This window comes from Limimaricola litoreus, assembly GCF_024159025.1.
Classification (GTDB): domain Bacteria; phylum Pseudomonadota; class Alphaproteobacteria; order Rhodobacterales; family Rhodobacteraceae; genus Limimaricola; species Limimaricola litoreus.
In genome coordinates this window covers 1-14,116 of record NZ_JAMYXC010000326.1, presented here as the reverse complement: position 1 = coordinate 14,116, position 14,116 = coordinate 1, and the positions used below count along the sequence as shown (strand labels likewise).

The window sequence follows — 14,116 nt, the reverse complement described above, 5'->3', positions numbered from 1 at the left end:
CGATCTGGACCGGGCGCGGCACGAGGCCGCGCGGCCCGAGCGGCTGTCATTGCCCGCGCCGGAGGGCTGATCCGCGCGGCTTGACCAAGGCGGGCGGGATCACTAGCCCTGTGGGACGGCCGATCACGGGCGCGGCGATGGCGTCGCCCGGGCCCGCGGCCAGTTCACCATTCCCGTCCCGGACGCCCGGACGCCCGCGCCCCGCGGATCGCGGCGCGCGCATCTTGGGAGACGCTCATGATCCGACCCCGCACCAAGAGCCCGGTCGCCCCCGCCCGCCGCACCGATCACGGGCCCACCGGCACCGGCATCGCGCTGATGATCATCGCCATGGGGCTTCTGCCCGTGGGCGACACGCTGGCCAAGCTGCTCACCGGGGTGATGCCCTCCACCGAGGTGGTGCTGTGGCGCTTCGGCTTTCAAAGCGCGACCCTCGCCGCGATGGCGCTGCTCCTGCGGCACAGGCTGCGCGGGGCGATGTTCTCGCCGGTGCTGGTGCTGTCGGGGCTGTGCTCGGTCGTCACCATGGCCGGCCTCGTCGGCGCCTTCGCCGTGATGCCGATCGCCACCGCCATCGCGATCTTCTTCGTGGAGCCGCTGATCCTCGTGCTGCTCGCGGCCCCGCTTCTGGGCGAAAAGATCGGGCCGCGCCGCTACGCTGCCGTCGCGGTGGGCTTCGTCGGCGCGCTGGTGGTGATCCGCCCGGGCTTCGAGGGCTTCACCCCGGCGGCGCTTCTGCCGCTGCTGGCGGCAACGGGCTACGCGCTCAACGCGGTGATCCTGCGCAGCGCCTCGGCCTCGCGTTCGGCGCTGACGATCCAGACCGGGGCCACGCTTTATGCCGCGCTGATCGCGCTGCTGCTGTTCGGGGCGATGGCGCTGATGGGCGGGGCGGGGCTTGCCGCACCCCGCGCCCCCGGTTGGGTCTGGGGGATGCTGCCGCTGGCGGGGCTGGTCTCGGCGGTGACCTTCCTGCTCATCGCCGAGGCGTTCCGCCGTTCGGAGGCGGGCCTGCTCGCGCCGTTCCAGTACCTTGAGATCGTCGGCGCGGTGGCGCTGGGGTATCTCGTCTTCGGCGATCTGCCCGATGCCACGACGGCGCTGGGCACGGCGATCATCCTCGGCTCGGGCGCCTACGTGGTGCACCGCGAGCGGATGGCGGCGCGGCAGGGCCGCGGCACGGGGCCGGCGCTCGCCGGGCAGGGCTGACACCGAAGCGGCGGGCCGGGGCGATGCTCCGACCCGCCGCGCTGTGTCCTTAGGCCTCGGCCTTGGGCAGGTAGAGCGCGCCGCCCTCGCGGAACTTCTCGGCCATCTTTGCCATGCCCTCCTTTTGCGCCTCCGAACGGATGTCGTGGCTGATCCGCATGGAGCAGAACTTCGGCCCGCACATGGAGCAGAAATGCGCCGTCTTGTGCGCGTCCTTGGGCAGCGTCTCGTCATGCATGGAGCGCGCCGTGTCGGGATCGAGCGCGAGGTTGAACTGGTCCTCCCAGCGGAACTCGAACCGCGCGCGGCTCAGCGCGTCGTCGCGCAGCTGCGCGCCCGGATGCCCCTTGGCCAGATCGGCGGCATGGGCCGCGATCTTGTAGGTGATGACGCCGGTCTTCACGTCGTCGCGGTCGGGCAGGCCCAGGTGCTCCTTGGGCGTGACATAGCACAGCATCGCGCAGCCGAACCAGCCGATCATCGCCGCCCCGATGCCGGAGGTGATGTGATCGTACCCCGGCGCGATGTCGGTGGTGAGCGGCCCCAGCGTGTAGAACGGCGCCTCGTCGCAGCAAGCCAGCTGCTTGTCCATGTTCTCCTTGATCTTGTGCATGGCGACATGGCCGGGCCCCTCGATCATCACCTGGCAATCGTGCCTCCAGGCGATCTGCGTGAGCTCCCCCAGCGTCTCCAGCTCCGCGAACTGCGCTGCGTCATTGGCGTCGGCGATGGAGCCGGGGCGCAGCCCGTCGCCCAGGGAGAACGAGACGTCGTAGCGGCGGCAGATCTCGCAGATTTCCTCGAAATGCTCGTAGAGAAAGCTTTCGCGGTGATGATGCAGGCACCACTTGGCCATGATCGAGCCGCCGCGGCTGACGATGCCGGTGACCCGGTCGATGGTGAGCGGCACATGGTGCAGCCTGAGCCCCGCATGGATCGTGAAGTAATCCACGCCCTGTTCCGCCTGCTCGATCAGCGTGTCGCGGAACACCTCCCATGTGAGATCCTCGGCGATGCCGCCGACCTTCTCCAGCGCCTGGTAGAGCGGCACCGTGCCGATCGGCACCGGGGAATTGCGCAGGATCCAGTCGCGGATGTCGTGGATGTCGCGGCCCGTGGAGAGGTCCATCACCGTGTCCGCGCCCCAGCGGATCGCCCAGACCATCTTCTCGACCTCCTCCTCCATCGAGGAGGTGACGGCGGAGTTGCCGATATTGGCGTTGATCTTCACGAGGAAGTTGCGGCCGATGATCATCGGCTCGAGCTCGGGGTGGTTGATGTTGGCAGGGATGATGGCGCGGCCGCGCGCGATCTCCTCGCGCACGAATTCGGGCGTCACGTGATCGGGGATCGCGGCGCCGAAGCTCTCGCCGTCCCGCGCCCGCGCCAATGCCGCGTCGCGGCCCATGTTCTCGCGGATCGCGACATATTCCATCTCGGGCGTGACGATGCCCGCGCGGGCATAGGCGAGCTGGGTGACGGCGCGGTCGCCCCTGGCGCGGCGCGGCGCATGGGCGCGCGGAAAGGGGCGCAGCTTGCCGCTGGCCGCGTCGCGCCCGTTGTCCTCGGGGCGGATGCGGCGGCCCTCGTAGCTCTCGGTGTCGCCGCGCGTGGCGATCCAGGCCTCGCGCGGGCGGGAGAGGCCCGCGGCGGTGTCGATCGCGGCCTCGATGTCGGTATAGGGGCCAGAGGCGTCATAGACCCGCAGATCGGGCTCGCCCGCGCTGAGATGGAGCGCGATCTCGCGCATCGGCACGCGGATCTCGCGGTGCAATCGCCCCGCGACATGGATCTTGGAGGAGGCGGGCAGCGGCCCGGTGGTCACGCGGGGCAGCTCGGGCGGGGTGGTGTTGATCGTCATGCGGCGTCCTTTCGCGGCGGTGACGATCCAGCATGACAGCGGGGGTGGAGAAGCGGCGATGAGGCGAGGGAAAGCCCCCCGAACGCCCAGCAGCCGCGCACCGTCCCTACGCCAGTATGAACTGGATCAGGTTCGAAGGGTCCGTGCGCGCGTGGGTCCCGAAAGGACCTCGCCAGCACTGTCTCAGCCCCTTGCCGGGGCTCCCCTGGTGAAGTGCGGCCACCCTGCCGCCGGGGCAGGGCGGGTGTCAAGCGTCGCGCGGACGCTCGTGGCGCATCATCGCCGTCACGGCGCGAAAATCGGGATGGATCGCGATGTCCGACAGGTCGAGCGGCGCGCGCGGGCGCCAGTTGGGATACTCGTCCACCGTGCCGGGCATGTTGGTCGGCGCCTTGGGCCCGACCATGTCCGCCAGCCGCACGCCGACGAGTGCCGCGCGGGTGCGTGCGAGGTAGCGGTGCGCCGCGACCAGCACCTCCTGCGGCATCTCCCTTTGCCGCGGCAGCCGCCCGCGGAGCGCGCCGGCGCGCCGCATCGCATCCAGAAGCGCGCGGCGCTCGCGCGTTCGCTCCCTGGCATGGGCATCGCTGTCGGCCTCGCCCACCAGCCCCAGCTCGCGGCGCAGCGCGATGTCCTCGCCCGCCCACCAGCGCTCCAGCACCGGCAGGTCATGGGTCGAAAGACAGGCCAGCGCGGTGGGGCGGTATTCCTCGGGGCGCTTGAACCGCGCGCCGTCCTTTTCGAAGTAGAGGATCGAGTAGGACAGGATATTGGCCGCCTGCATCGCCTCGCGAAAGCCCGGCGGCACGAAGCCCAGATCCTCGCCGATCACCACCGCCTCGCGCTCGCGGCTCTCCTTGGCCAGCACGCGCAAGAGCTCCGAGAAGGGATAGCGCAGATGCGCGCCCGCGCTCGCGGGCTCCCCGTCGGGGATGAGGAACAGCTGCCACAGCGCCATGGCGTGATCGATCCTGAGCGCGCCCGCATGGGCGAGCTGCGCTGCGATCATGTCGCGGAAGGGCGCGAAATCGCGCTGGGCCAGCGTGCCGGGGTTGAAGGCCGAGAGCCCCCAGTATTGCCCCTCGGAGGCGAAGACATCCGGCGGCGCGCCGACCGCGAGGCCGGTCATCTGCGTCTCGCCGCCGCCCCAGCTGGCCGAGCCGTCCGGTGCCTCGCCCACGGCGAGGTCGAGATAGAGGCCGATGCGCATGCCCGCCTCATGCGCGCAGGCCTGCGCCGCGTCGAGCTGGCGCGTGGCCTGCCATTGCAGCCACAGGTGAAAGCGGACCTCGTTCGCGTGTTCTTCGGTAAAGGCTTCGACCTCGGGGCTTTCGACGTCCCTCAGCGCCTTGGGCCAGCCCTGCCAGCCCGCGCCCTTGCCCTCGGCAGACATGGCGAGCGACAGCGCCTCGAACAGCGCGTGGCGGCGCAAAGGCGCGCCACCGTCTTTCACGAAGGCCTCGAACGCCGCCTCGTCGCCGTCGAAGGGCCTGCGCTCGAAGGCCGCGCGCAGGGCGGCAAGCTTGGCGGGCACCACCGCGTCGTAATCCACCAGATCGCCCGCGCGCAGCGCGGCGCCGTCGATGTCCTCGGGCGCGTGTCCCGGCAATGCGTCGAGCGCGATGTAGACCGGGCTGAGGAAGCTGCGGGTCGAGGGAAAGAACGGGCTGCGGCGCGTGGGATCGCCCAGGAACAATGCGTGCAGCGGGTTCACCCCGAGGAAATCCGCGCCCGCCCGGCCCGCGATGCGCGCCATCTCGGCGAGGTCGGTGAAATCGCCGATGCCGTGGTTGCGTGCCGAGCGCAGCTCGTAGAGCTGGCAGAAGACGCCCCAGCCCGGCGCGCGCTCCAGCCATTCGGGCATGTGGCAGATGCCGTCATCGGGCACCTCCATCTCTTGCGGCGCGGCGGGGCCGTCGATCGGCCCGTCGGGATCGACGCCGATCTTGCGCAGGATGAGCCGCAGCGTCGCTTCGGGCACGGGGCGCGTGCCCTCGCCCGAGGGGTCGTCATATTCGGTGGTGATCCCGTGGTGATGGCTCAGATCAACGAGGTCGGTCATGCGGGCTCCAAGGAAAAAGGGCCGGGACAGGCCCGGCCCGTGATCGTCCTTCGGGCCGGATATTCCGGCCCGAACGGTCTCAGCGGTCGGGAACGAGGATCATCGTCGCCAAGGGCGGCAGGCGCAGCGACAGGGAGACCGAGCGCCCGTGGCACTCCTCCTGCAGGCTCGTCAGCTTGCCGGTGTTCACCACGCCAGAGCCGCCGTAAGCCTCGTCATCGGTGTTGAGAAGCTCGACCCAGTCGCCGCCTTCGGGCAGGCCGATGCGGTAATCCTCGCGCACCACGGGCGTCATGTTGGAGATGACGAGCGCGGGGCGGGTGCCGCTGTCGGCCTTGCGCAGGAAGGCGAAGATCGAGCGTTCGTCATCCGCGCCGTCGACCCATTCGAAGCCGCCCGGATCGCAATCGAGCGCGTGCAGCGCCTTCTCGTCGCGATAAAGCTTATTGAGATCGCGCACGAGGCTCTGCGCGCCCTTGTGCTTCTCATCCTCCAGCAGGTGCCAGTCGAGCGAGACGTCGTGGTTCCATTCGCGCTCCTGTCCGAACTCGCAGCCCATGAACAGAAGCTTCTTGCCCGGATGGGTCCACATGAAGCCCAGATAGGCGCGCAGGTTCGCGAATTTCTGCCAGCGGTCGCCGGGCATCTTGTTCAGCAGCGATCCCTTGCCGTGCACCACCTCGTCATGGCTAATCGGCAGCACGAAATTCTCGGACCACGCATAGTGGATCGAGAAGGTCATCTGGTGGTGGTTGTACTTGCGGTGCACGGGATCGTTCTGGATGTAGCTCAGGCTGTCGTGCATCCAGCCCATGTTCCACTTGAAGTCGAAGCCGAGGCCCCCCTGATCGACGGGGCGGCTGACGCCCGGAAAGGCGGTGCTTTCTTCGGCAATCGTGGCCGCGCCAGGCGTGCGCGCCTCTACTTGATGGTTGGTGCCTTTCAGGAACTCGATCGCGTCGAGGTTCTCGCGCCCGCCATACTGGTTGGGGATCCATTCGCCCTCGTTGCGCGAATAGTCGAGGTAGAGCATCGAGGCGACCGCATCCACGCGCAGCGCGTCGATGTGATACTTGTCGAGCCAGAAGGTGCCCGAGCAGCGCAGGAAGTTCGCCACCTCGTTGCGCCCGAAGTTGTAGATCAGCGTGTTCCAGTCCTGATGGAAGCCCTGCCGCGGGTCGGCATGCTCGTAGAGCGCGGTGCCGTCGAAATTGGCGAGGCCATGCGCGTCCGACGGAAAATGCGCGGGCACCCAGTCGACGATGACGCCGATGCCCGCCTGATGCAGCCGGTCGACCATGGCGGCGAACTGCTCTGGCGTACCATAGCGCGAGGTCGGCGCGAAGAGGCCCACGGGCTGGTAGCCCCAGGAGCCGGTGAAGGGGTGCTCGGAGACGGGCATGAACTCCACATGGGTGAAGTTCATCTCGGTCAGGTAATCGACCAGCAGCCCGCCGATCGTGTCGTAATCGAGCACCTCGCCATCGGCGCCGCGGCGCCAGCTTCCCAGATGCACCTCGTAGATCGAGACCGGCTTGTCGTGCAGCGAGCCCTTGGAGCGCTCTTGCATCCATTCGCCGTCCTGCCACTCGTGGCGGTGCATGCCGTGCACGATGGAGCCGGTGGCGGGGGGCTGTTCCTGCCGGAACGACATCGGGTCGGCCTTGAGCGGTTGCAGGTCGCCATGCGCGCCGACGATCTCGAACTTGTAGAGATCGCCCACGGTGAGACCCGGCACGAAAAGCTCCCACAGCCCCGCGCCGAAGCGGCGACGCAGCGGGTGGCGGCGACCGTCCCAGGCGTTGAACTGGCCCACGACGCTGACCCGCCGGGCGTTGGGCGCCCAGACGGCGAAGCTCACGCCCTCGACGCCCTCATGCGTCATCGGATGCGCGCCCAGCCGCTTCCAGATCTCCTCGTGCCGGCCTTCGGCGACGAGGTATTCGTCCATCTCGCCCAGCACGGGGGTGAAGCGGTAGGGATCGTCACGCTCCCATGTGTGATCGCCCGCGCGCATGGCCAGCCGGTAGGGCGTGCCGTAATCGAAGCCCTCGGGCATCTCGCCCCAGAACACCCCTTCGGGGTTGATGCGGGTGAGCGGTGCCAACTCCTCGCCCTGCGGCGTCAGCGCCCGGACCTCGGCGGCGTCGGGGGCGAAGACGGTGAGCCCCATCGCGCCGCCTGTCGTCTTGTGCGGTCCGAGGATCTCGAACGGGTCGCCCATGCGGCCCCGGATGATCGCCTCGATGCGGCTGGCGTCGGGGGCCGATGCGGGCATGGTGTCGCTCGCGTTGGTCGTCATTGGGTGTCCTCTTCGTCGATCAGGTCGAGCAGGCCGCTCAATGGAATGTCCACCCATGCGGGGCGGCTGGCAAGCTCATAGCCCACTTCGTAAACCGCTTTCTGGATCACGAAGAGATCCAGCAGGGCGGCGGCGAAGCGCGGGTCGTCGGGATGGGCCGGGCTGTCAGAGATGACCTCACCGTAGGCGGCCATGAAATCGCGCACGGCGCCGCGGTGCCAGTCGCGGATCAGCGCATCGGCCTCCTCGCCATCTGTGCCTGAGCTTTCGGCCCAGCGCAGCGCCGATTGCGCGGCGTAATCGAGCGAGCGCAGCATCCCCGCCACGTCACGCAGCGCGTGGCTCTTGGCGCGGCGCTCGTCGAGCGTGCGGCGCGGCTCGCCCTCGAAATCGATGATCATGACGTCGTTCTGCGCCATCAGCACCTGCCCGAGGTGATAATCGCCGTGGATGCGGGTGAGCTGCCCGCCGGGCGTCATCTTCGACACCGCGTCGATCCGCGAGATCAGCGCGTCGCGCCTGTCGAGAATGCGGGACGCGTAATCGCTCGCGCGCTCCGACAGATCGCGCATCCCCTTGAGCCGGTCGAGCACGGCCACCGTTTCGGCGCGCACCTCGTCGCATAGCGCGGTGAGCTCACCGCCGGTCAGCGGCTCCGCGGCAAAGGCCGCGTCCTCGGTGGGGTGCGCCAGGGCACGGTGCATCTCGGCGGTGCGCTGACCCAGGGTTCCGGCGATGCCGAGCACCGGCAGGTAGGGCGGGGCCTCGTCCTCGGTGCCCGTGGCCTGATCCTGCAGGTAGCGGTCGAGCGCGTTGGTCAGCGCGGCCCAAGCGTCGCCTTGGTTGGCGACATAGGCGAAGGCGGCGCCGAGCGAGGTGGCCTCGCCACCCTCAGGGCGCAGCGCGATCTCGCCCAGATAGGCGGGCGTGCCGTCGAAGCCCGCCACATCCGTGAGGAAGCGCGCGACCTCGATGTCGGGTTGGATGCCCTCGCGCAGGCGGCGGTAGACCTTGAGCACCGCCTTGTCGGAGAAGGCCACGGTGGCGTTGGACTGCTCGACGTTGAGCAGCCGCGGCTCGCCCGGCTCCTCGATCTCGGCCATCGCCGCGCTGGGCGCAAAGACGAGGCGGCCGCGCGGGGTGTCGGTCTCGTGGCCCTCGCGCAGGGCGGTGAAGAGCTCGCCCATCAGCGTCTCGTCGGCGGTGCCGTCGATCAGCCCGCCCACGGTGGGGCCGCGGCGCAGCTTGGCCATGGTATAGCCCAGCGTGGAGGAGCCGAAGGAGACGCTGTCCTCGCCCCAGACCGAGGCCAGGGGTAGCAGGTAATGCTGCGTCTCGCCGCCCACCTCGACGTCGATGAGGCCCAGCGCGCCATTGCCGCCGATCTCGGCCAGAGGCTCGATGCCGACGCGGGTGATCCGCTCGTCCTTGGCCCCGAACCAACGCTGGATGGGCAGGAACTTGGGCAGCACGTCGGTCCCCAGAAGCCGCCCGTCGCGGCCCGAGATGGCCGAGGAGACGCGCCCGTCGCGGGTGGTCAGCGTCACGAACTCGGGCAGGATCTGCTGCGGCGCGGTGTGCCAGGCCGGGGCCTGATCCTCATCCGCGAGCAGGAACCAGTAGAAGCCGTAGGAGGGCAGGGTGATGAGATAGGGCAGGGCGCCCACCGGCGGAAAGGCCGAATGGCCCGTCAGCTCGATCGGCACCCGGCCCTGGTAGCCCGAGAGGTCGATCTCCACCGCCTGCGCGGCGCGCCCGAGGTTGGCGACGCAAAGCACCGCCTCGCCCTCATGCTCGCGGATATAGGCGAGCACGCGGCGGTTGGAGGGGTAGAGCAGCTTCATCTCGCCGCGCCCGAACACCGTATGGTTCGAGCGGACCTGCACCATGCGGCGCATCCAGTTCAGAAGCGACGAGGGGTCCTTGGACTGGCTTTCGACGTTGAGCGCCTGAAAGCCGTAGATCGAATCCTGGATGGTGGGCAGATAGAGCCGCTGCGGATCGGCCTGGCTGAAGCCCGCGTTGCGGTCGGGCGACCATTGCATCGGGGTGCGCACGCCGTCGCGGTCGCCAAGATAGATGTTGTCGCCCATGCCGATCTCGTCGCCGTAGTAGAGGATCGGCGTGCCCGGCATCGACATCAGCAGCGAATTGAGAAGCTCGATCTTGCGCCGGTCGTTTTGCATCAGCGGCGCGAGACGGCGGCGGATGCCCATGTTGATCCGCGCGCGCTTGTCGCTGGCATAGGTGTCCCAGAGGTAATCGCGCTCCTTGTCGGTCACCATCTCGAGCGTCAGCTCGTCGTGGTTGCGCAGGAAGATCGCCCATTGGCAATCCTCGGGGATGTCGGGCGTCTGGCGGATGATGTCGGTGATCGGGTGCCGGTCCTCCTGCGCCACCGCCATGTACATGCGCGGCATCAGCGGGAAGTGGAAGCCCATGTGGCACTCGTCGCCATCGCCGAAGTAGGGGCGCGTGTCCTCGGGCCACTGGTTGGCCTCGGCGAGTAGCATCTTGTCGGGGTAATGCGCGTCGAGATCGGCGCGGATGGCCTTCAGCACGTCATGCGTCTCGGGCAGGTTCTCGTTGTTGGTGCCGTCGCGCTCGACGAGATAGGGGATCGCGTCGAGCCTGAGCCCGTCGACGCCCATGTCGAGCCAGAAGTGCATGACGCGCAGCACCTCCTTCAGCACCTCGGGATTGTCGAAATTGAGGTCGGGCTGGTGCGAGAAGAAGCGGTGCCAGTAATATTGGCCCGCGACCGGGTCCCAGGTCCAGTTCGACGGCTCCGTGTCGGTGAAGATGATCCGCGTCTCGGGCCATTTGCCATCGTCGTCGGACCAGACGTAGAAATCCCGCTCGGGGCTGCCCTTGGGGGCGTGGCGCGCGCGCTGGAACCATTCGTGCTGGTCCGAGGTGTGGTTGATCACCAGCTCCGTGATCACCCGCAGGCCCCGGCGATGGGCCTCGTCCACGAAATCGCGGAACTCGTCCATGTTGCCGTATTGCGGGTTGATCTCGGTGTATTCCTGGATGTCGTAGCCATCGTCGCGCAAGGGCGAGGGGTAGAAGGGCAAAAGCCAGATCGCGGTCGCGCCCAGCTCCTGCACATGGTCGAGCCGGCTCATCAGCCCGGCGAAATCGCCCATGCCGTCGCCATTGCTGTCCTGGTAGGCCTTGACGTGGAGCTGGTAGATGACCGCGTCCTTGTACCAGTCGCGCTGGCTGTTATCGATCGCGTCCGACTGGGCGGCGGGGGGTGTTGCTTGGTCTTCCATCAGTCTCTCGCTCCTCCCGGCGGGATCAGTCGCCAGATTGCATAGGGCCGGTCCTCGGGGTCGAGCGTCAGCCGATGCTCCTTGCCGTGCCAGGTGAAATGGTTGCCATGGACCGCGTCCTGCACCTCGATCGAGGCCTCGTCGGGCAGGCCGAAGCGCCACAGCGGCAGGTCGAAGGCGAAGTCGCGCCCGGCATGCGGATCGAGCAGCACATGGAACAGCAGGTAGCTGTCGGAGGCCCTGTCGAAACGGCCATAGCACAGCACCGCGTCGTCATGCGCATCGAAGAACTCGAGGTTGGTGAAATCGCGCATTGCCGCGTGCCTGCGGCGGATGCCGTTGAGCAGGCGGATGTCGTCCTTGATGTGGCCCTCGCGGTCGAAGTCCCAGTCGCGGATCTCGTATTTCTCAGAGTCGAGATACTCCTCCTTGCCGGGGATCGGCGCGGCCTCGCAGATCTCATAGCCGTTGTAGACGCCGTAATTGCCGCCCAGCGTCGCGGCGAGCGCAAGGCGGATGCGATGCCCGGCGCGGCCCGAGGTCTGCAGGAAATAGGGATTGATGTCGGGCGTGTTGACGAAGAAATTCGGCCGCATGTAGTGGCGGCATTCCTGCTGCGTCAGCTCGCTGAGATACTCGGTCAGCTCGGCCTTGGTGTTGCGCCAGGTGAAGTAGCTGTAGCTCTGGTTGTAACCGAGCTTGGCGAGGCGCTTCATCATCTTGGGCCGGGTGAAGGCCTCCGACAGGAACACCGCGCCGGGATGGCGGGCGCGCACCTCGTCGATCACCCATTCCCAGAAGGGGAAGGGCTTGGTGTGCGGGTTGTCGACCCGGAAGTTCAGCACGCCGTGCTCGGCCCAGTAGAGGAACATGTCGCGCACCGCCTCCCAATAGGGGGCGTTGGGGCTGCCATCCTCGAGGTAGTAGCGGAAGTTGACGATGTCCTCGTATTTCTTGGGCGGGTTCTCGGCATAGGCGATGGAGCCGTCGGGGCGCCATTCGAACCAGTCGGGATGCTCCTTGATCCACGGGTGATCGGGCGAGGCGTTGAGCGCGATGTCGAGCGCGATCTCAAGCCCGTGGCCCCGCGCGGCCGCGACCAGCGCGTCGAAATCCTCGATGGTGCCGAGCTCGGGGTGGATCGCGGTATGGCCGCCGTCTTCCGAGCCGATGGCATAGGGCGAGCCGACATCGCCCGGCTCGGGCGTCAGCGTGTTGTTGCGCCCCTTGCGGTTGGTGCGCCCGATCGGGTGGATCGGGGTGAAGTAGAGCACGTCGAAGCCGAGATCCTGCACATAGGGCAACCGCTCGATCACGTCGCGAAACGTGCCGTGCCGCGTGCCTTCGGCCGCCGAGCGCGGAAACATCTCATACCAGGCCGAAAAGGCCGCGATCTCTCGATCGGCAAAGACGGCGAGGTCGCGCTCGTAGCGCGTCAGCCCGTAGCGGCGGCCCTCGCGGGTCATCAGCGCCAGCGTCTCCTCGTTCATGAGGATCTCTATGCGCTCCTCGGTGCTGCCGTGGTTGGTGGCGTGCACGAGGCTTTCGAGCGCCGCGCGCCCCTCGCCCTCGGGCGCGTGGTCGCGCGAATTGGCGACGAGCCGGTGGCCCATCTCGGCCTCGACATCGACATCGAGTCCGGCGGCGATCTTCTTGGCCGTATCCTTGCGCCAGCCAAGGAAATCATCCTTCCAGCCGATCAACGTGTAGCGGTAGAGCGCGTTCTCGGGCGGGGTGAAGCGCCCCTCCCAGCGATCGTTGACGAGAAATTCCATCGGCTCTTCGTGGATCTCGTCGGACCCCTGCCGCCACCACAGCAGGGCGGCGCGGATGCTGTCATGGCCCTCGCCGAAGATGTCGGCCCGCACGGTGAAGGGCCGTCCGGCGACGCATTTGGCGGCAAAGCGCCCGCCGTCGATCTCGGGGTCGATCCCTTCGATACAGATGCGCGAAGCGGCCAGAACCTGCATCTCGCGTGCGCTGCCCTCGGCGCGGCCCGTCTCGGTCGGGCGCAGTTCCTCGTCATGCATGAACCAAGGTCCCTCTGCTTGGCTGGTGTCCCGTTCTCAACCGCGTGATCGGCCACCGGTTCCTGAAAGCGGTACCGCCCATGCGGGTGCGGGGTGATATTTCCGCTTGATGCGCGGCGGGGCACGGCTACCCTTTCGGTCGTCGCGGCCCCGGCAGGTGGAAGTGACCGGTTTCATTCGCACAAAGGGCATCGCCATGCGCGCCACATCGATTTTCGCCATCACCGTCGCCACCGCGCTGGGCGCGGGCACGCTTGCCTCGGCCGAGGTGGTCATCGGCTCCAAGGCCGACACCGAGGGTGCGCTCCTGGGCAACATGATGAAATTCGTGCTCGAGGATGCGGGCATCGAGGTCGAGGACCGGATCAGCCTCGGCGCCACGCCGATCGTGCGTCAGGCGATCACCGGCGGCGAAATCGACCTCTACCCCGAATACACCGGCAACGGCGCCTTCTTCTTCGATCAGGCCGATGCCGAGATCTGGCGCGACGCGCAGGCCGCCTACGACGAGGTCTCCAAGCTCGACGCCGAGGCCAATGACATCGTCTGGCTGACGCCCGCGCCCGCCAACAACACCTGGGCCATCGCCCTGCGCGCCGATCTGGCCGAGGAGCACGGGCTGGAGACCATGTCCGACATGGGCGCCTATATTTCCGAAGGCGGCGAGATCAAGCTCGCGGCCTCGTCCGAATTTGTGAACTCCGACGCCGCGCTGCCCGCCTTCCAGGAGGCTTACGGCTTCGAGCTGCCCAACGAGCAGCTGGTGATCCTGTCGGGCGGCGACACGGCGGCGACGATCCGCGCCGCGGCCGAGCAGATCGACGGCGCCAATGCTGCGATGGCCTATGGCACCGACGGCGCGATCTCCGAGGTGGGCCTCAAGGTGATGACCGACGACAAGTCGGTGCAGCCGGTCTACGAGCCCGCGCCGATCATCCGCCGCGACGCGCTCGAGGAGAACCCCGAGATCGAGGAGCTGCTGAAGCCCGTCTTCGAAGGGCTCGACCTGGAGACCCTGCAAACGCTCAACGCCCGCATCCAGCTTGGCGGCGAAAACGCCGCCGACGTGGCGCGCGATCACCTGACGCAGGCCGGGCTGCTCGACTGATCGGCAGGAGCGGCACGATGCGAGAGGCATCCCGGCGGGCGGCGGCGGTCTATGCGCTGCCCGCGCTCGCCGGGCTGGCGTTTCTCCCCTATCTCGATTTTCGCGCCAACCGCATCGTCAGCGGCGACGGCGTGATGATCTGGTCGCCCGAGGGCGGCGCGATCGTCGCGGGCCTGGTGCTGGCGGCGCTCACGCTTGGCACCGTCTGGGCGCGCGCGCAGGCGCTGCGCCTTGGCTGCGCGCTGGGCGCGCTGGCGGTGCTGTTG

Annotated in this window: 7 protein-coding genes, 1 pseudogene and 1 riboswitch; of the genes and pseudogenes, 3 read left to right on the top strand and 5 right to left on the bottom strand. The window is 68.1% G+C overall.

The annotated features are described in order from the left end of the window. Window positions 1-237: 237 nt before the first annotated feature. Window positions 238-1,209: a DMT family transporter gene (locus NHG85_RS19555; protein ID WP_253335413.1), complete on the top strand. Its 972-nt coding sequence runs from the start codon at window positions 238-240 to the stop codon at window positions 1,207-1,209. A gap of 49 nt (window positions 1,210-1,258) precedes the next feature. On the opposite strand, the gene thiC is transcribed toward NHG85_RS19555, so the two are convergent. From thiC to NHG85_RS19530, 5 genes are all read right to left on the bottom strand, one after another. After that, complete coding sequence (gene thiC / locus NHG85_RS19550; RefSeq protein ID WP_253335412.1) at window positions 1,259-3,070, bottom strand: phosphomethylpyrimidine synthase ThiC; 1,812 nt, start codon at window positions 3,068-3,070, stop codon at window positions 1,259-1,261. Window positions 3,071-3,155: 85 nt separating this feature from the next. Continuing rightward, window positions 3,156-3,287, bottom strand: a riboswitch (TPP riboswitch). 30 nt (window positions 3,288-3,317) lie between these two features. Then, complete coding sequence (gene malQ / locus NHG85_RS19545) at window positions 3,318-5,132, bottom strand: 4-alpha-glucanotransferase (protein ID WP_253335411.1); 1,815 nt, start codon at window positions 5,130-5,132, stop codon at window positions 3,318-3,320. A 79-nt stretch (window positions 5,133-5,211) separates the two neighbouring features. Beyond that, window positions 5,212-7,434: a 1,4-alpha-glucan branching protein GlgB gene (glgB, locus tag NHG85_RS19540; protein ID WP_253335410.1), complete on the bottom strand. Its 2,223-nt coding sequence runs from the start codon at window positions 7,432-7,434 to the stop codon at window positions 5,212-5,214. Then, on the bottom strand, window positions 7,431-10,712 hold the full coding sequence (gene treS, locus NHG85_RS19535) for a maltose alpha-D-glucosyltransferase (RefSeq protein ID WP_253335409.1): 3,282 nt from the start codon (window positions 10,710-10,712) through the stop codon (window positions 7,431-7,433). The genes glgB and treS overlap by 4 nt, the downstream gene beginning before the upstream one ends. Further along, window positions 10,712-12,682 carry an alpha-1,4-glucan--maltose-1-phosphate maltosyltransferase gene (locus NHG85_RS19530; protein WP_253335414.1) on the bottom strand — a complete coding sequence of 657 codons (1,971 nt, stop codon included), beginning with the start codon at window positions 12,680-12,682 and terminating at the stop codon, window positions 10,712-10,714. The genes treS and NHG85_RS19530 overlap by 1 nt, the downstream gene beginning before the upstream one ends. 256 nt (window positions 12,683-12,938) lie before the next feature. On the opposite strand from NHG85_RS19530, the gene osmF reads away from it, so the two are divergent. Then, window positions 12,939-13,850, top strand: a complete 912-nt coding sequence (osmF, locus tag NHG85_RS19525; RefSeq protein WP_253335408.1) for a glycine betaine ABC transporter substrate-binding protein OsmF — start codon at window positions 12,939-12,941, stop codon at window positions 13,848-13,850. A gap of 17 nt (window positions 13,851-13,867) precedes the next feature. Then, window positions 13,868-14,116, top strand: a pseudogene (locus tag NHG85_RS19520) (hypothetical protein); the annotation flags it as partial.

Coding starts and splice junctions, on each gene's coding strand:
- NHG85_RS19555 (WP_253335413.1), top strand. CDS start 238: ATGATCCGACCCCGCACCAAGAGCCCGGTCGCCCCCGCCCGCCGCACC.
- thiC (WP_253335412.1), bottom strand. CDS start 3,070: ATGACGATCAACACCACCCCGCCCGAGCTGCCCCGCGTGACCACCGGG.
- malQ (WP_253335411.1), bottom strand. CDS start 5,132: ATGACCGACCTCGTTGATCTGAGCCATCACCACGGGATCACCACCGAA.
- glgB (WP_253335410.1), bottom strand. CDS start 7,434: ATGACGACCAACGCGAGCGACACCATGCCCGCATCGGCCCCCGACGCC.
- treS (WP_253335409.1), bottom strand. CDS start 10,712: ATGGAAGACCAAGCAACACCCCCCGCCGCCCAGTCGGACGCGATCGAT.
- NHG85_RS19530 (WP_253335414.1), bottom strand. CDS start 12,682: ATGCAGGTTCTGGCCGCTTCGCGCATCTGTATCGAAGGGATCGACCCC.
- osmF (WP_253335408.1), top strand. CDS start 12,939: ATGCGCGCCACATCGATTTTCGCCATCACCGTCGCCACCGCGCTGGGC.